This window comes from Parvibaculum sp. (assembly GCF_039973015.1).
Lineage (GTDB): Bacteria > Pseudomonadota > Alphaproteobacteria > Parvibaculales > Parvibaculaceae > Parvibaculum.
Genome location: NZ_JBDWLT010000010.1, coordinates 472,005 through 488,774, shown reverse-complemented (window position 1 = coordinate 488,774; position 16,770 = coordinate 472,005). Strand labels below are relative to the sequence as shown.

The 16,770-nt window shown below is 61.9% G+C and carries 12 protein-coding genes; 2 read left to right on the top strand and 10 right to left on the bottom strand.

Translation table 11 applies throughout. From position 1 onward, the window contains the following. The first annotated feature begins 12 nt into the window (after positions 1-12). Positions 13-3,294, top strand: coding sequence for a carboxyl transferase domain-containing protein (locus ABJO61_RS13555; protein ID WP_348326030.1), 3,282 nt, complete (start codon positions 13-15; stop codon positions 3,292-3,294). Positions 3,295-3,444: 150 nt separating this feature from the next. On the opposite strand, the gene yghU is transcribed toward ABJO61_RS13555, so the two are convergent. From yghU to ABJO61_RS13540, 3 genes are all read right to left on the bottom strand, one after another. Beyond that, positions 3,445-4,308 carry a glutathione-dependent disulfide-bond oxidoreductase gene (gene yghU / locus ABJO61_RS13550; RefSeq protein ID WP_348326032.1) on the bottom strand — a complete coding sequence of 288 codons (864 nt, stop codon included), beginning with the start codon at positions 4,306-4,308 and terminating at the stop codon, positions 3,445-3,447. Between the two features lie 45 nt (positions 4,309-4,353). Next, a complete protein-coding gene (locus ABJO61_RS13545) occupies positions 4,354-5,439 on the bottom strand; it encodes an NADH:flavin oxidoreductase (RefSeq protein WP_348326034.1) in 1,086 nt (361 codons plus the stop codon). A gap of 221 nt (positions 5,440-5,660) precedes the next feature. Further along, positions 5,661-6,848, bottom strand: a complete 1,188-nt coding sequence (locus ABJO61_RS13540; RefSeq protein WP_348326036.1) for a lipid-transfer protein — start codon at positions 6,846-6,848, stop codon at positions 5,661-5,663. Between the two features lie 123 nt (positions 6,849-6,971). On the opposite strand from ABJO61_RS13540, the gene ABJO61_RS13535 reads away from it, so the two are divergent. Then, positions 6,972-7,628, top strand: a complete 657-nt coding sequence (locus tag ABJO61_RS13535; RefSeq protein WP_348326038.1) for a TetR/AcrR family transcriptional regulator — start codon at positions 6,972-6,974, stop codon at positions 7,626-7,628. Positions 7,629-7,646: 18 nt separating this feature from the next. Here ABJO61_RS13535 and ABJO61_RS13530 read toward each other — a convergent pair whose 3' ends face one another. From ABJO61_RS13530 to ABJO61_RS13500, 7 genes are all read right to left on the bottom strand, one after another. Then, positions 7,647-8,465: a protein-glutamate O-methyltransferase gene (locus ABJO61_RS13530; protein WP_348326040.1), complete on the bottom strand. Its 819-nt coding sequence runs from the start codon at positions 8,463-8,465 to the stop codon at positions 7,647-7,649. Next, complete coding sequence (locus tag ABJO61_RS13525) at positions 8,462-9,580, bottom strand: chemotaxis response regulator protein-glutamate methylesterase (RefSeq protein ID WP_348326041.1); 1,119 nt, start codon at positions 9,578-9,580, stop codon at positions 8,462-8,464. The genes ABJO61_RS13530 and ABJO61_RS13525 overlap by 4 nt, the downstream gene beginning before the upstream one ends. Before the next feature lie 6 nt (positions 9,581-9,586). Continuing rightward, entirely contained in the window at positions 9,587-10,093 is a 507-nt protein-coding gene (locus ABJO61_RS13520) for a hypothetical protein (RefSeq protein ID WP_348326043.1), read from the bottom strand. Further along, complete coding sequence (locus ABJO61_RS13515) at positions 10,093-10,479, bottom strand: response regulator (protein WP_348326045.1); 387 nt, start codon at positions 10,477-10,479, stop codon at positions 10,093-10,095. Before ABJO61_RS13515 ends, ABJO61_RS13520 begins: the two co-directional genes overlap by 1 nt. Positions 10,480-10,493: 14 nt before the next feature. Continuing rightward, positions 10,494-10,988 carry a chemotaxis protein CheW gene (locus tag ABJO61_RS13510; RefSeq protein WP_348326047.1) on the bottom strand — a complete coding sequence of 165 codons (495 nt, stop codon included), beginning with the start codon at positions 10,986-10,988 and terminating at the stop codon, positions 10,494-10,496. Beyond that, the gene (locus tag ABJO61_RS13505; RefSeq protein WP_348326049.1) at positions 10,985-13,936 is read right to left on the bottom strand and encodes a chemotaxis protein CheW; all 2,952 of its coding nucleotides are present in this window, start codon (positions 13,934-13,936) and stop codon (positions 10,985-10,987) included. The genes ABJO61_RS13510 and ABJO61_RS13505 overlap by 4 nt, the downstream gene beginning before the upstream one ends. A 126-nt stretch (positions 13,937-14,062) precedes the next feature. Next, positions 14,063-16,759 carry a PAS domain S-box protein gene (locus tag ABJO61_RS13500; protein ID WP_348326051.1) on the bottom strand — a complete coding sequence of 899 codons (2,697 nt, stop codon included), beginning with the start codon at positions 16,757-16,759 and terminating at the stop codon, positions 14,063-14,065. Positions 16,760-16,770: the final 11 nt, after the last annotated feature.

The window sequence follows — 16,770 nt, the reverse complement described above, 5'->3', positions numbered from 1 at the left end:
AGGCCCTACCCCATGAAAAGCCTGTTGATCGCCAATCGCGGCGAGATTGCCGTGCGCATCGCGCGCGCGGGTGCGGAACTCGGATTGCGGACGGTCGCCGTCTACGCAGAGGACGATGCGCTGTCGCTTCATGTGCGCGCGGCGGACGAGGCGCTGCCGCTGACGGGGACAGGGGCGGCCGCCTATCTCGACGTTGCGCAAATCGTCGCCGAAGCCAAAAAGGCGGGATGCGATGCGATCCACCCTGGATATGGCTTCCTGAGCGAGAATGCGGGCTTCGCGGAAGCCTGCGCGAAGGAGGGGATTATCTTTGTCGGGCCCTCGCCCGAGGCGTTGCGCCTCTTCGGCGACAAGGCACAGGCACGCGCACTGGCTGAGAGGGAGGGTGTGCCGCTTTTCCCCGGCACGAACGGTGCGACGAGCCTTGAGGAGGCCCGCGCCTTCATGGAAGCGCTTGGCGATGGCGGCGCCGTGATGCTGAAGGCACTGGCGGGCGGCGGCGGACGCGGGATGCGCGCGGTGACGAATATCGAGGAGCTGGCGGAGGCTTATGAACGCTGCCGCTCGGAGGCGACGGCCGCCTTCGGCAGCGGCGACATCTATGTCGAGAAGCTGGTGCGTAAAGCGCGCCACATCGAAATCCAGATCGTCGGCGACGGAAGCCATGTGACCGATCTGGGTGAGCGCGACTGCACGCTGCAAAGGCGCAACCAGAAGGTTGTCGAAATCGCGCCAAGCCCGACGCTCGACGTCGCGACGCGCAAACGCCTGACGGATGCGGCGCGGAAGCTCGCAAGCGCCGCCGCCTATAAGGGCCTCGGCACGTTCGAGTTCCTGATCGATACGGAAGCGCGGACGCCGGAAACGGCAATTGCCTTCATGGAAGCCAATCCGCGTTTGCAGGTCGAGCATACGGTGACGGAGGAAGTGACGGGCATCGACCTCGTCAAGACGCAGCTCAGGATCGCGGGCGGGGAGACGCTGGCCAATCTCGGTCTTCGCGAGACCCCTGCCCCGCGCGGCTATGCGATCCAGCTTCGCGTGAACATGGAGCGGATGAACGAGAAGGGCGAAGCGGTGCCGACGGGCGGCACACTCAGCGCCTTTGCGCCGCCTTCGGGGCCCGGCATCCGCGTCGATACATTCGGCTATGCCGGATACACCACCAGCCCGCATTACGACTCGCTGCTTGCAAAGGTGATCGCGCATTCGCCCTCGCCGGACTATGACGCGGCAATTGCACGGGCAAGGCGCGCACTCAGCGAATTCCAGATCGAGGGCGTGACGACGAATATCGCCTTCCTGCAGGCACTGCTCGCGCGGGCGGATGTTCAGGAGAACAAGATCTATACGAGCTTCATCGCCGAACATGCAGGCGAACTCGTGAAGACGCATGCGGAACAGGAACGCTATTTCACCGGCGCGAATGGCGATGGCGCCGCGGCCCCAATGAAACAGGTGGAAGGACCGGCGGGAACGACGCCCGTGCCATCGACCATGCAGGGCAAGGTCATTTCCATCGATGTGAAGGAAGGCGCGAAGGTCGCGAAGGGCCAGCAGATCGCCGTGCTCGAAGCGATGAAGATGGAGCACACCATCGCCGCGCCCTTCGGCGGCACGGTGCGGAAAGTCGCCGCCGTCGCGAACGCCACGCTTATGGAGGGCGAGCCGCTTCTCTTCGTCGAGGAAGGCGCAGGCGGCGACGAACTTGCGATCACGGAAGAAGCGGTCGACCCCGATTACATCCGGCCCGACCTGCAACATGTGATCGACCGGCATGCGCTCGGCCTCGACGAGAACAGGCCCGACGCCGTGGCGCGGCGGCGCAAGCGCAACCAGCGGACCGTGCGCGAGAATATCGATCATCTCTGCGACGAGGGAAGCTTCATCGAATATGGCGCGCTGGCACTTGCCGCGCAGCGCAGACGCCGCTCGATGGACGAGCTTCTGAAGATGAGCCCGGCGGACGGGCTCGTCTCCGGCATCGGCACTGTGAACGCGCAACTCTTCGGCGAAGAGAAGGCGCGCGCGATGGTGATGGGCTACGACTTCACCGTGTTCGCGGGCACGCAAGGCGCGATGAACCACAAGAAGATGGACCGCATGCTGTTTCTCGCGCGGGACCAGAAGCTGCCCATCGTGCTGCTGGCGGAAGGCGGCGGCGGACGGCCGGGCGACACGGACACGGCAGGCGTTGCCGGGCTCGACACGCCGAGCTTCCATACGTTTGCGACGCTTTCGGGCAAGGTGCCGCTTGTCGGCATGACGGCGGGACGGTGCTTTGCGGGCAATGCCGCGCTGCTCGGCTGCTGCGACGTGATCATTGCGACGGCCGATTCCAATATCGGCATGGGCGGGCCAGCGATGATCGAGGGCGGCGGGCTCGGCGTCTATACGCCGGAGGAAGTCGGCCCGGCGGATGTTCACCGCGAGAACGGCGTGATCGATATTTTCGTGAAGGACGAGGAAGAGGCGATCGACGCCTGCCAGAAATATCTCTCGTATTTTCAGGGACCGGTGGATGACTGGGAGGCGGGCGACCAGCGGCTGCTGCGCCACATGATCCCGGAGAACCGTTTGCGCGCCTATGACATCGGCAAGGTGATCGAAGGTGTGGCGGACAAGGGCTCCGTGCTCGAACTGCGCAAGGGCTTCGGCATCGGCATCAAGACGGCGCTCATCCGCATGGAAGGCCGCCCGATGGGGCTGATGGCGAATAATCCCTATCACCTTGGCGGCGCCATCGACGCGGAGGCCGCCGACAAGGCCGCGCGCTTCATGCAGCTTTGCGATGCGTTCGGGCTTCCGATCCTGTCGCTTTGCGACACGCCGGGCTTCATGGTGGGACCGGAAATCGAGAAGCAAGCCCAGGTGCGCCATGTGAGCCGCATGTTCGTGACGGCAGCGAATATGAGCGTACCGCTGTTCGCGGTGGTCTTGCGCAAGGGCTACGGGCTCGGCGCACAGGCGATGACGGCGGGAAGCTTCCACGCGCCGTTCTTCAACATCTCATGGCCGACAGGCGAGTTCGGCGGCATGGGGCTCGAAGGGGCGGTGAGGCTCGGCTATCGCCGCGAGATGGAGGCCATCGAAGACCTTGAAGAGCGCGATGCCTTCTACCGCAAGATGGTCGACCGGTATTACGAGAACGGGAAGGCGACCAACATGGCCTCCTTCCTCGAAATCGACGCGGTGATCGACCCGGCCGAGACACGCCACTGGGTAACGCGAGGGCTGAAGTCGCTGCCGCCCGCAGAGGCGCGCATAACGCGGCCCTTTATCGATACGTGGTGAGACGCGAGGCGCCGGAGCTTTGGAGCAGATCATGACCGGATGGAATCGCTGTGCGCTTCCATCCGGCCGTGAAAATCTGTTCTTCGCCTATGATCTGGACCGTTTTCCGAACCGGCAGGTGGAACCCCCTGCCTGGAAAACCGTCCAGGCTCAATCTTCCTTCGCGACCTTCTCGAAATCACTCGCGTCGTGACGCTCGGGCAACTGGCTCGACTTTTCGCCCCAGACGCGATTGACCATGCGGCCGCGCTTCACGGCGGGACGCCCGGAAATCTCATCTGCCCAGCGGTTCACGTTCTTGTATTCGTGGACACTGAGAAATTCGGCAGCCTCATAAAGAACGCCCTTCGCCAGCGCGCCATACCAGGGCCAGATCGCGATGTCGGCGATGGTGTATTCGTCGCCCGCGATGTAACGGCTTTCACCGAGACGGCGGTCCAGCACGTCGAGCTGGCGTTTCACTTCCATCGCAAAACGGTCGATCGCATATTCGATCTTGAAGGGGGCATAGGCATAGAAGTGGCCGAAGCCGCCGCCGAGATAAGGGGCGGAGCCCATCTGCCACATCAGCCATGAATAGACTTCGGCGCGCTTCGCGAGATCCTTCGGCATGAAGGCGCTGCCGAATTTTTCCGAGAGATAGAGCAGCATCGCGCCGCTTTCGAAGATACGGGTCGGCGGATTGGTACTGTGATCCATGAGGGCGGGAATTTTCGAGTTCGGATTGACGGCGACGAAGCCGGAGCCGAACTGGTTGCCCTCGCCGATATTGATGAGCCAGGCGTCATATTCCGCGCCCTTGTGGCCAAGCTCCAGCAGTTCTTCCAGCATCACCGTGACCTTGACGCCGTTCGGCGTGGCCAGCGAGTAAAGCTGGAAGGGATGTTTGCCGACCGACAGCTCTTTTTCATGCGTCGGACCGGCAATGGGCCGGTTGATGTTGGAGAAGCGGTTTTCGTTCTTGTCCTGGTTCCAGGTCCAGACCTTGGGCGGAACATAGGCTGTGTCGGACATGTGGCATCTCCCTGTTTGCGGATTTTCTTGCAGGCGTTTTCAGAATCAGGCGGCTTCCTCGGCGACGAAACCCTTCCAGCCGCGCATATAAGTGACGAAGGCGCTGCCGAGACCTTCGTCGCGCAAATGCTCTCCGGTGACGGGAAGCGCGGGTGAGACATAGGACGGATCGGCAAGCACCCGGCGCGGGAAATCGTGACGCAGGATCGCGGCGCGTCCGACGACGGCAAAATCGCAGCCCGCATCGATGACGGCATCTGCATCCGCCGCGCTCATGATCTTGCCCGCAGCGCCGAGGCGAACTTCGCCACGCGGCAGATCGGTGAAATAGCTCATGAGCGAACGGCCCTGGAATTCCTCTTCGACGGGTTCCTTCGCCACATCCCAGAGCGACATGTCGAGGAAGTCGATCTTCGCGTCGCGGAGAAGCTCCGCCGCGACATCGCGCACTTCAGCGAGCTTGAGACCGAAGCGCTCCGGCGAGAGACGAATGCCCAACTGGAAATCGGGCCGGCAGGCGGCGCGAATGCCTTCGACGATTTCGAAAGTGAGGCGGGCGCGATTTTCCAGCGAGCCGCCGTAAGCGTCGTCGCGCCGGTTAAGCTCCGGCGAGAGAAACTGCGCAAGGAGATAGCCATGCGCGCCGTGAATCTCGACGCCGTCGAAGCCCGCTTTTTCCGCGCGCTTCGCCGCCGCGATGAAAGCATCGCGCGATGCCTCGACTTCGCCCGGCGTCATGGCACGGGCGCCCGTGTCCTTGTCATCGGAGGGGCCAACCACATCCGTCACGATGTCCTTCGGCGAGCGGATACCGGCATGGTGAAGCTGGACGGAAGAAACCGAGCCTTCTGCCTTGATGGCGGAGGCCAGCCGCGTGAGGCCTTCGAGATGCCTGTCGTCCCAGACGCCGAGCTGGCCGGGAAAGCCCTGTCCGCCCGCCTGCACATGGGCAGCGCAGGTCATTGTGAGGCCGAAGCCTCCCTTGGCGCGCATGGTGAGCCAGTGAAACTCATCGTCCGAGAGGCGGCCATCTTCATGGCTCTGCGTATTGGTGAGCGGCGCGAGCATGAAGCGGTTCTGCCAGGCGGGGCCGTGAGCGAGCGAAAGCGGCGCGGCAAGCTTGTTCGGCATTGGATATCCTCGAAGGCAAGAAAATGGCGACTGGTTCCTATATAGAGGTTCCACGGCACTTATTCACCCAGGAGAAATTTTCCCTTTTTTGAATGGAGAATTTCCGCCGTTCGCCGGACGCGAAGGCAGGACAAGCCGCGTGAGGGGCTGGAGGGCGCGCCGCGCCGTAGAGACCGCGGTCAGGACCGCCACGAGGACCGGATCAGATCTGGCCGGGCGATTTATTCTGTAGACTGATAAAGGGTAACGACGCAGGCGCCGCCAAGGCCAAGATTGTGCTGGAGGGCGACACGCGCGCCCTCGACCTGGCGGGGGCCTGCCTGCCCGCGAAGCTGCCAGGTGAGTTCGGCGCATTGGCCAAGTCCCGTGGCGCCGAGCGGATGCCCCTTGGAGAGAAGGCCGCCCGAGGGGTTGGTCACGACCTTGCCGCCATAGGTGTTGCCGCCGTCCCAGATAAATTTCTCCGCACCCCCCTCCGGGCAGAGGCCGAGCCCTTCATAGGTGATGACTTCATTGGTGGTGAAGCAGTCGTGAAGCTCGACGACATCGACATCTTCCGCGCCGATGCCTGCCTGTTCATAGACGATCCGGGCGGCTTCCTTCGTCATGTCGGCACCGACAACCTTGATGAGGCTTTTCTCGGCGAAGGTCGACGGATAGTCCGTGGTCATGGCCTGACCGGCGATGACGATGCGCGTATCGAGGCCGTGCTTGCGGGCGAAATCCTCCGAACAAAGGATGGCGGCGGCCGCGCCGCAGCTCGGCGGGCAGCACTGGAGCCGCGTGAGATTGAGGAACATTTTCGGCGAGTTCATCACATCCTCGACCGACACAGGAGTGCGGAAGATGGCGCGTTCATTGTGCTCGGCATGGCGGCTCGCCTTTTCGCGCACCTTGGCGAAGGTCTCGGTCTTCGCGCCGAACTTCTGCTGGTACTCGTAGCCCGCGCCGCCGAAAAGGCGAAGCGCCATCGGCACTTCATCCGCGCCTTGAAAGGATTCGTCTGCGATCTTCAGGAATTCGTCGAGCGGGCCCGGCCGATCGTCGAAGAGCGACCCAAGCGCACCGGGCGACATCTGCTCGAAGCCCAGGGCGATGGCACAATCGACGATGCCCGCTTCCACCGCCTGACGCGCAAGGAAGAGCGCGGAAGACCCCGTGGAGCAATTGTTGTTCACGTTGACGACGGGAATGCCTGTGAGGCCCACCTTGTAGAGCGCGGCCTGGCCCGCGGTTGAATCGCCATAGACCCAGCCGATATAGGCCTGCTGGACCTTGGCGTAATCGAGGCCCGCATCGGCAAGCGCGAGGCGCGCCGCATCCGCCCCCATCTCGTCATAGGAGGCGCTCGCGCCCGGCTTCACGAAGGGAAGCATACCAACGCCGGCAACAACCACGCGATTGCCCATACTGCATTTTCCTCTTCGGCCAGTTCAGTTTCTACTTTTGAGTAACCTATGGTCCTTATGGTATGTTGTCAAACCCCGAGACGAGGCTATGCTCGGCCGCGAGCGTCACGCAGCGGACGGACAATGAACAAGACGGCAATCGCATCGCCCTGGAAGAACGAGGCTGAACGCAAGCAGGAGCGCGCGCTGAAGCGCGAGGCCGTGCTGGCGGCGGCGGCGCATATGTTCTCGGAAAGGGGCTATCACCGCGCCTCGCTGGACGAGGTGGCGCGTGTTCTGAACGTGACGAAGCCGACGCTCTATTACTATTTCAAGAACAAGGAGGCGATGCTCTATGCCTGCATCGAGCACGGGCTTGAGCTGCTGAATGCCGCGGGCGAGGACGCGAACGAAGATGGGGGCAGGCACACAGAAGACGCGGCCAATGGCATGGAGCGGCTTGTCGGCTATCTCAAACGCTATGCGGTGGTGAGCGAAACGGATTTCGGCCGTTGCGCGGCGCGCATCAGCGACAATGAATTGTCGGAAGAGAGCGCCAGAAAAGTGCGGCGCATCAAGGGGACGATCGACCGGAAGATCCGCGACCTCGTGTCGGCGGGCATTGCGGACGGGTCCATCGCTTCGTCGGACCCGAAAGTGACGGCCTTCGCGCTCGCCGGTGCGCTCAACTCCATCGGTCACTGGCATGCGGGAAGCGCGAGTCTGCCCGGCGCGCGCATCGCCAATGAATATATCAACCTGCTGGTGAACGGCCTCGCGCCGCGGAAAGCCGCTCCGTGATATGAAAGCTTGCGCGCTTTATCGGGCCAGGCCGAAAAGACCTCTTTCTCCCGTGAGCACCCGGAACGCATCCGAGATACCGACGACCGTTTCCGCGCCGCCGAGACAGAGATAGCCCCAGGGGCGCATGACCTTCGACAGGCCTGTGAAGACGCGCTTTCGGGTCGCCTCGTCGAAATAGATGAGGACATTGCGGCAGAAGATGACGTCGAAAGATCCCATGCCGCTCGTGTAGGGATCGTCCAGCAAATTGTAGTTCCGGAAATCGATCATCTGCCGCAGCTCGTCCTTCACGCGCCAGCCATCGCTTTCGGGCACGAAGTATTTTCGAAGCATGTAATCGGGGAGGCCGCGCGACACCTCGAAGAGCGAGTACCGGCCCGCCTCCGCCCTTGCGAGCATCCCGTCCGAAATATCGGTGGCGACGATTTCCACCTGCCAGCCGTTCAGGGCGGGTCCCATCTCGGCGAGTGTCATCGCGAGCGAATAAGGCTCCTGTCCGCTCGAACAGGCCGCGCTCCATATGCGGATGCGCCGGGACGTCTTTGCCTTTTCCATCACGTCCGGCATGAGGCTCTTGCTCAGACGTTCGAAAGGCCAGGCGTCGCGAAAGAACAGCGTCTCGTTGGTCGTCATGGCGTCGATGATCTGCTTCAGCAGAACCTCGTTTCGCGTCCGGCGAATTTCGCCGATGAAACTGCCGACGCTTTCGATACCGCTGCGGCGCGCGAGCGGCCCAAGCCGACTTTCGATGAGATAGCCCTTTTCCGGCGTCACCACGAGGCCGGCGCGATCGTAGAGAACCTGCTTCAGATAATCGAATTCGACATTGTTCATTTCGCTTCTCCCCCCGCGATACGAAAGATCGCCGGACCTATCAGTTGCAACGGCAGAATTTCCTCACAGATGCCGGCCTGCGCAACCGCGCCGGGCATCCCCCATACAACGCTGCTCGCGCGATCCTGCGCGAGCACGCGCGCCCCTCCCTCAATCGCTGCCTCCGACCCCTTGAGGCCATCGCAGCCCATGCCCGTCAGGATCACCACGAGCAGGCGTTCCTTGAAGTTCTTCGCAAGACTGCGCAGCATCGGATCCACTGCGGGCTTGCAGGAATTTTCCGGCGGTCCGTCATCGAGCCGGATGATCGTTCCGCCCGCCGCGCGGCGCTCCACCAGCATGTGCTTGCCGCCCGGTGCGATATAGATATGCCCGGGCTGGAGCGGCTCGCCATCGCGGGCCTCCGTGGCGGGGCGGCCGGAATATCGCGTCATATGCTCCGCGAGGAGCCCCGTGAAGGTGGCCGGCATGTGCTGCGTTACCATGATCGGCTGGGTGAGCCGCGGATCGATATTTCTCAGCACCTCCGCCAGTGCCTGCGGACCGCCGGTCGAGGAACCGATGGCGATCACCTCGGGCCGCGCCAGATTGCGCGCGGGGTTGCGCGGCGAAGGCTTCGGCTTTCCGGCGGCGGCCGCAGGCTTCGAGGGAGCCGGTTTCCGCTTCGCCGTCTTTGCGTCGCGCGCACCATGTTCGCGCACCTTGCTCACGAGTTCCGCCCGGAAGCTTTCCGCGCCCCCCAGCCCCGCTTTCGGTTTGGCCACATAATCCACCGCGCCCATCGCCATTGTCTTCAGCGATATGTCCGCGTCGCGCTGGCTTGCCGACGACACCATGATGACCTTCACGTCCGGCCTCAGTTCCAGCAGGCGCGGAAGCGCGGCGAGCCCGTCAAGCTCCGGCATCTCGATATCGAGAACGACGACGTCTACCTCGCGGTTGCCGATTGCCTTCAACGCCATGAGCCCGTTCGGTACGGAGGCGACGACCTTGATACCTTCTTCCTCATCGAGGGTGCGGGTAACGATTCCACGCGCAATGGCGGAATCATCAACGACCATCACCCGGCAAAGGTTTACCTCTTCGTTGCTTCGTCTCTCCGAACTGCTTTTCATTTGCCCCTATCGCTTTCCCTTGCCGCCCGCGAGGAGCCGGTCAACCGCGTCCTGCTCCATAGCCGCGCCGGGAAGCGCAGGCCCATTGAGAAGGCTCTCTTGCGGAGGAGACGCCGGTTGCGCCGCCTGCCCTTCGGCCAGTTTCGCAAGCGTGCTCTCGATTTCGGCGAGCGTCCCGTTCACCTGCGACATGCGCTGACCGACCATGTCCTGAAAACAGCAAGCTTCCATGATCTCGCCGCAACCGGCCGCCACCTTCTCCCCGGCGGCCGCAGTATCCGAAAAATCGATCTCCGACATTCCCTCGACCGCCGTCAGGATGCGGTCGACGGCTGCTTCCATCTCCTTGACGGCCACCTTCTGCTCGTTGACGGCCCTCTGCAGCTTGTGTGTGCGAAACGACGGCCCGAGCAGCGCTTCGAGATGCTTGCGCCCGTGCAACATGGTCCGGCACATGTCGATGCACTCATTGGTCAAGCGCTCGATGCGTTCGAATTTTCCTTCCGCCGCCATCAGAAATCTCCCAGTACCGTCTTCAATTTCGCCTTCAGCACCTCGGCGCTGAACGGCTTGATGATGTAGTTGTTGACGCCTGCCTGGCGGGCAGCCATCACGTTTTCAACCTTGGATTCGGCGGTGACCATGACGAACGGGAGCGACTTCAGCCCGTCATCGGCACGGACTTTTTGCAGCAGCTCGTATCCCGTCATCGGCTGCATGTTCCAGTCGGAGATGACAAGCCCGTATTTCTTGCCCTTGAGCTTCGCCAAGGCGTCCGTTCCATCCGTCGCCTCATCGATCTCGGTGAAACCCAGCTTGTTGAGCAGGTTCCTCACGATGCGGAGCATCGTCTTGTAGTCATCCACAATCAGAATCGGCATTTTCATGTCGACGGCCATAAATTCATCCTCCGTTATGCTGCGTGAACCGGGTCGACACCAATCGCGCTGAGTACACTGGTGACGCTCAAGACCAGCAAAAGCCGGTCGTCAAGCCGGTAGATCCCCTGGGAGACGTCGCGCCAGCGCTCGTCGAGCGTCGCCGGCACACTCTGCCGCTCTGACATCGGCAGGCTGAGCACCTCCCCCACCTCATCGACGAGAAGGCTGAACGGCTCATCGTCATGCTCGACGACAACGGCCATCGCGCGTTCGACAAAGCCATCCGCGGGCAAACCCAGCCTCGTTCGCATATCGATCGCCGTCACGATACGGCCACGCAAGTTGAGAGACCCCGCGATCTCGACGGAAGCGAGCGGAATGCGCGTGATGATCTGGGGACTGAGCACATCGCGGACGTTGAGAACCGGAATGCCGAAAGTCTGCCCGGCGACCTTCATCGTCACATAGTCTTCGGTCGCCGTTTCCGAGCCCTCGACGGGTGCTGTCGTGTGAAGGGACGTGTTCATGCGCTGGCCTCCCGCTGGGTATCGGCAGTGGATGTACGCGAGAGAACATTGAGCAACGCCTTGGGATCGAGCTTGGTCACGTAATCCGTGAAACCCGCCTCCATGCCACGCTCTATGTCCCTGGAATTCGCATGAGAAGAGAGAGCGACGATCGGCACATCGTCCAGTCTTTTATCGGCACGAAGCGTACGCACCAGGTCGAAGCCGGAAAGCCCCGGCATTTCGATGTCGGACACGATGAAGTCGAAGGCCGCGCCATCCTTGCAGAGCGATATCGCCGCTTCTGCGTGCTCTGCAACCGTCACGGAGTACCCGGCGATGGTGAGCATCGGGATAAGGAGGTTGCGGAAGAAGGCACTGTCCTCGACGAGCAATACATGCCGCTCGCTGTCGTTCCCGAAGGGGCTCTCGGTTTTGACCTCGAACCAGTCGGCATCGCTCTGCCGGAGATAATGAACCGTATCGATGATGTCGGTCGCATTGCCGCCGATGATCGCGCTGCCGAGAATGCCCGGCCTGCTGCCTCCCGCGAGGTGAAGATCGAGCGGCGCTTCGATAATATCGACGACACGGTCGACGACGAGGCCGAGCATGCGGTCCCCGTCCACAAAGACGAGAATCGGGTGCTTGCCTTGCCGCTCCGCAGGGTGCCCATCGAGATCGATGAGCGGCATCAGGCCACCGCGATACTGCAACACCGTGCGCGATCCGGCCTTTTCAGCAGCGGCGAGATCCTTTTCCTCAAGACGCGCGACAAGGGAAAGAGGCACGGCCTTGGGACCGCCATCGCGGGCTTCGAAGACAAGCATCGAAATCGCCTCGTTGCGCTGGATGCCGCGCCCGGCCCTGGCGGTGAGGGCCGCCGCTTCCGCATGCGGAGAGGAAGAGACGGCGGAGGCGAGGCCGTTCGGGTCCAGGATCATGATCACGCGCCCGTCGCCCAGGATTGTCGTGCCGGAGAAGCAGGAAATGTGACGCATACAACGCGAAACGGGCTTCACGACGATCTCTTCGGTGTCGAATACCTTGTCGACGATGATGCCGAAGACGAAAGCACCCACCTGCGAGACAACGACATAGGTGCTGTCCGCCGGTTCATGCTCTTGCGGCGAGACCTCGTCTGAATCCGGCGAATCCGGGAGGCCGAGGATTTCGCTCAGCGATACGAGCGGCAGCAGCCGGTCGCGCAGGCGATAGACCGGACGGCCATTGATGTTTTCCAGCCCCTTGGTCGCTGCCCGGTTGATGCGCACGAGTTCAACGACGCTGTTCTGCGGCAGGGCGAAGCGCTCACCCTCGCATTCAACGATGAGCGCGGAGACAATCGCGAGCGTCAGCGGGATCTTGATGACAAAGCGGGAGCCGACGCCTTCCGTCGAGTGAAACTCGATGATGCCGCCGATCTTTTCGATATTGTTGCGGACCACATCCATTCCGACGCCTCGGCCGGAGACACTCGTCACCGCCGCCGCCGTCGAGAAGCCGGGCCTGAATATGAATTGCTGAATCTGCTGCTCGCTCATGCCGTCGAGCTGCGATTCCGTTGCCAGACCGTTCGCCACGACCTTTTCGCGGATGCGGGCCGTGGGAAGACCACGCCCGTCATCGGAGATGATGACGACGATGTGGCCGCCCTCGTGGCGCGCGGCAAGTTCTATGGTGCCATATTCGGGTTTGCCGGAAGCGGCGCGATCATGCGGCATTTCGATGCCATGATCGGCGGAATTGCGGACCATGTGGGTCAGCGGATCGCGGATCGACTCGAGGATCTGGCGGTCGAGCTCGGTGTCCGCCCCCGTCATCGCCAGTTCGATCTTCTTGCCAAGTTCCTGCGAGAGATCGCGAACAAGGCGAGGCAGCTTTCCCCAGGCGTTTCCGATGGGCTGCATGCGTGTCATCATCACGCTTTCCTGCAGCTCGGTGGTGACCTGATTCAAGCGCTGCAACGGTGCGGCGAACGGCGTTTCCTCATGGCTGCGCATGATCTGGAGAAGCTGGTTACGCGTCAGAACGAGTTCACTGACGAGCGTCATCAGGTCTTCCAGCACGTTTATATTGACGCGGAGCGTCTGGGTTTGTCCGTGTGCTGCGTCGTGCTTTTCGTTACCTGCCTGCGGCTTCTCCGCAGAAGCGGGCTTCGCAGGCGGCAGCACTTCGGCCTGAACCTCGGGCTCTGGTATTTCACCGCGATGCAGATGCGCGAGCAGTGAAAGAACGTCGTCGTCTTCCACCCCGAGCGAGCGGTAAGCGGTTCCCAGTTCCACTTCGAGGAGTGCGATGTCCTCTTGCGTCCAGCCATTGTCCTTCAGGCAAGTCAGCACGTCGGCAATGTCGATTCCCGGCGTCTTTTCGAGAGCTACCTCAAAGCCTTTGGCGAGCGCAAATTGCAGCTTCAGCATTTCCGGCTCGAGGGCGGCTCCTTCTTCCGACTTCGCGATGAACCCGCCACAGGCAAGTTCGCATGCCGTGTCGATGCCGGAGGCGCCCCCGGCGCGCTCGAAAAGCGACCCCTTCCTGGCGGGCATTTCTTCCTTTTTTTCGTTGTGCGCTGCTTTCACCGGGGCCGCCGCCTCACCACTCGCAATCGCCCGCAGCACAGCGATGATTTCGTGATCTTCGCCCTCCGGCTCCGCACCCGTCTCGCCAAGCAGGCCGACGAGTTCCTTGATGCGGTCGAGCGCGATCAGCACCTGGGATATGACGTCATGCGAAACGGAAAGCTCGCCGTCGCGGACCCGGCCAAGGACATCCTCCGCCGCATGCGCCACGGCTTCGAGGCGGGGAAGCCCTAGGAAGCCGCAGGTGCCCTTGATCGTATGCATTACGCGAAAAATGCTGCCCAGAAGCGCCGGATCACCGGGACGCTGCTCCAGTTCCACAATCTCGCTATCCAGCAAATCAAGAGATTCACTGGTTTCCGCGATGAAATCCTTCAGAAGATCGTCCATCTTCAATAGCCCGTTTCTCTGTTTTCACAAGAAGCAGTCTATTTTTTATTTATATAATTATATGTAAAAATGGATATATTTATTGTTATTACTTCATAAATACTTTGAAGCAAGATACAGCTTGCACTAATCGCCGGTCGCGGCAAGCAGCGAAGGCGGGCCGGACCGCACCCTCTCGGGTGGGAAGCGAATTGCGACAAGCGTTCCCTTGCCTTGCGTGCTCTCGATCGAAATGACGCCGCCGTGCAGCTCAATGAACTGTTTGGTGAGAGCGAGCCCGAGGCCCACGCCATCGAAGCGGCGAGACAGGTGACTTTCCACCTGCATGAAAGGCTCTGTCACACGGTCGATGTCCTCAGCCGCGATGCCTATGCCTGTGTCCTCGACGGAAAGCACCAGCGCCCCGTCCGCAGCGAGTTCCGCACCGACGCTGACGGTGCCGCCAGCGGGTGTGAACTTGATCGCATTGGACAGAAGATTGAGCAGGATCTGCCGGACGAGCCTTTTGTCCGCATGGAGCATTGCCGGATACGCGACCGGCAGCCGCACCAGATCAAGCTGTGCCGAGCGCGCCCGGCCCTCCACCGTCCTTATGCAGAACTGGCCCAGCTCCTCGACGTCGACTTCCGTCTCTTCAAGTTCGGTCACCCCCACTTCGATCCGGCTGAGATCGAGGATGTCATTCACGATGGCAAGGAGATGCAGCCCGCTGTCATTGATGTCCTTTGCATAAGCCTGATACTGCGAAACCTCCATGGGCCCCAGAACATCGGTCGCCATCAATTCCGAAAAGCCGATAATGGCGTTCAGCGGCGTGCGAAGCTCGTGGCTCATATTGGCGAGGAATTGCGACTTCGTCCGGTTTGCGTATTCGGCTTTATTGCGCGCGGCGCGAAGCTCCTCCGTCGCCTTCTGAAGATCGGTAATATCGAGCACGGTGCCAATAAGCTGCACGACATTGCCATGTGTATCACGCACCGGCTCGGCCTCGTTGCGGATATAGCGGGTTTCGCCATCGGCAAGGATACGAAGTGTAATGCGGAACGGTACACCGAGCGTGGTGGCATCTTCCGCTGCCGCGCGCATACGCGGCCGGTCGGAAGGATGGACCCTGTCCAGGAATTGCGGGAGCGTTATCGGCCCTTCTTGCGGATGGCCGCCGAAAATGCGGAAGGCCTCGTCGGAACAGGCAATCTCGCTCGTTTTTATGTCGAGCTGCCAGTTGCCGAGATGAGCAATGCGCTCCGCCGCCGCCAGATTATGCGCGCTTTCACGCAAGGCCTCCTCAGCACGACGCCTGTCCGTGACATCGTAGCAACCGATGAGAACAACATTTTCGCCGCCCATGCTGAGCGCGACAGCGGAGATGACGCACCAGAACTCGACGCCGCCGGCGCTTTTCATTATGCCCTCAACTTCGCTCATGCGTCCGTCAAGCCCCTTGCCGGCCATGAGCGTTGCGGTGAGTTCGCTATCTGCAAAGTCCGTTATGTGCCGCCCGGTGAGACGCTTTCGCCCGCAATCGACCAGGACGCTGAAGGCGCTGTTGGCAAAGAGGATCTCGCCCGTCTCCTGCTTGATCGTCGCAAGGCCGAAAGGCATGGCTTCGATGATCATGCGCATCTGCCGTTCGCGCGCCCGAAGTGCATCCTCCACCTGACGCAGCGCCGTCAGGTCACGCAGCACAGCGGTGAAAACCATTTCTCCATTGAGCATGATACGCGAGACGGACGCTTCCGCCGGGAACTCCGAGCCGTCCTTGCGGCGTCCCTTCACTTCCGGCCGCCGCCCCATGATCCGCGTCGGCGCTTCCTCACGCGCGAAGCGGGCGACATGTGTGCGATGCCGCGCGCGAATGCCTTGAGGCAGAAGCATATCGAGCTTGTTGCCGATCGCTTCCTCGGCGGTGTAGCCGAAAATCTTTTCCGCACGCTTGTTGAAAATGCGGATGCGGCGCTCGGCATCCATCGCGACTATCGCATCTCCCGCCGCATCAAGCAGCTCGTCGAGCTGCCGGCGTGCGCCCGCTGCCTCCTCGGCATTGATCCGGCATTTCAGCGCCATGCCGATCCGGTCGGTAATGCCATCCAGTACTTCGAGCGTCAGCCTGTCGCGTGTGCATATTTCTCCCGTACAGAAACTGAGGACAGCGATGACCTCACCATTCGCCCTGAGCGGAAGAATGACGCAGCCACGAGCCTCATCCCAGACGTGGGACGTCTCGCCGTTGCGCCAGCAGGTTTCGGCAAGCGGGCGGATGAATTTCTGTACCGCTTCACGATCCGGCGTCGCGCCGGCACCCTTGCGCGAGAGGCTTTCCTGCATGAAAAGGCCGCCCTTCTTCGGTATCCAGGCCGCCCCTCTCTTCCAGCCCGCGTAAAGCATGACGGCGCGCAACAGCGAGACAAGCGCATCCGACAGCGAATCCGACTTCATCAGCCGGTCGATGGTCATTTGCGCAAAGCGGAGCTGACGCTCTGCCTGCACCGATTGCGTGATGTCGGCAACGATCAGTGTCGTACTCGAACCCGGTGTCCAGATGCGGGTCAGGATCAACTCGCTGCTATCGGGACGGCGGCAGCGCCTGCGCAATTCATAGTTGCGCTCCTCATCGCCGACGACAACCTGCGGATCGGTCGAGACCCTGGCGTCGCGAATGAGCAGCCTCTCCACGGCGGAGAGCGTCGGCGGCTCGTCACCTTGCCAGCCGACAGCCGCCAGCAGCTCACCCGCACTTGCGTTTTGGGAGACGAGCTGCTTCGTCGCAGGATCGAAAACGAACACTGCGGGCATGCGCGGCAGAACGCTTTGGCGGTAAGCCACCTTCGCCTCCC

Coding starts and splice junctions, on each gene's coding strand:
- ABJO61_RS13555 (WP_348326030.1), top strand. CDS start 13: ATGAAAAGCCTGTTGATCGCCAATCGCGGCGAGATTGCCGTGCGCATC.
- yghU (WP_348326032.1), bottom strand. CDS start 4,308: ATGTCCGACACAGCCTATGTTCCGCCCAAGGTCTGGACCTGGAACCAG.
- ABJO61_RS13545 (WP_348326034.1), bottom strand. CDS start 5,439: ATGCCGAACAAGCTTGCCGCGCCGCTTTCGCTCGCTCACGGCCCCGCC.
- ABJO61_RS13540 (WP_348326036.1), bottom strand. CDS start 6,848: ATGGGCAATCGCGTGGTTGTTGCCGGCGTTGGTATGCTTCCCTTCGTG.
- ABJO61_RS13535 (WP_348326038.1), top strand. CDS start 6,972: ATGAACAAGACGGCAATCGCATCGCCCTGGAAGAACGAGGCTGAACGC.
- ABJO61_RS13530 (WP_348326040.1), bottom strand. CDS start 8,465: ATGAACAATGTCGAATTCGATTATCTGAAGCAGGTTCTCTACGATCGC.
- ABJO61_RS13525 (WP_348326041.1), bottom strand. CDS start 9,580: ATGAAAAGCAGTTCGGAGAGACGAAGCAACGAAGAGGTAAACCTTTGC.
- ABJO61_RS13520 (WP_348326043.1), bottom strand. CDS start 10,093: ATGGCGGCGGAAGGAAAATTCGAACGCATCGAGCGCTTGACCAATGAG.
- ABJO61_RS13515 (WP_348326045.1), bottom strand. CDS start 10,479: ATGGCCGTCGACATGAAAATGCCGATTCTGATTGTGGATGACTACAAG.
- ABJO61_RS13510 (WP_348326047.1), bottom strand. CDS start 10,988: ATGAACACGTCCCTTCACACGACAGCACCCGTCGAGGGCTCGGAAACG.
- ABJO61_RS13505 (WP_348326049.1), bottom strand. CDS start 13,936: ATGGACGATCTTCTGAAGGATTTCATCGCGGAAACCAGTGAATCTCTT.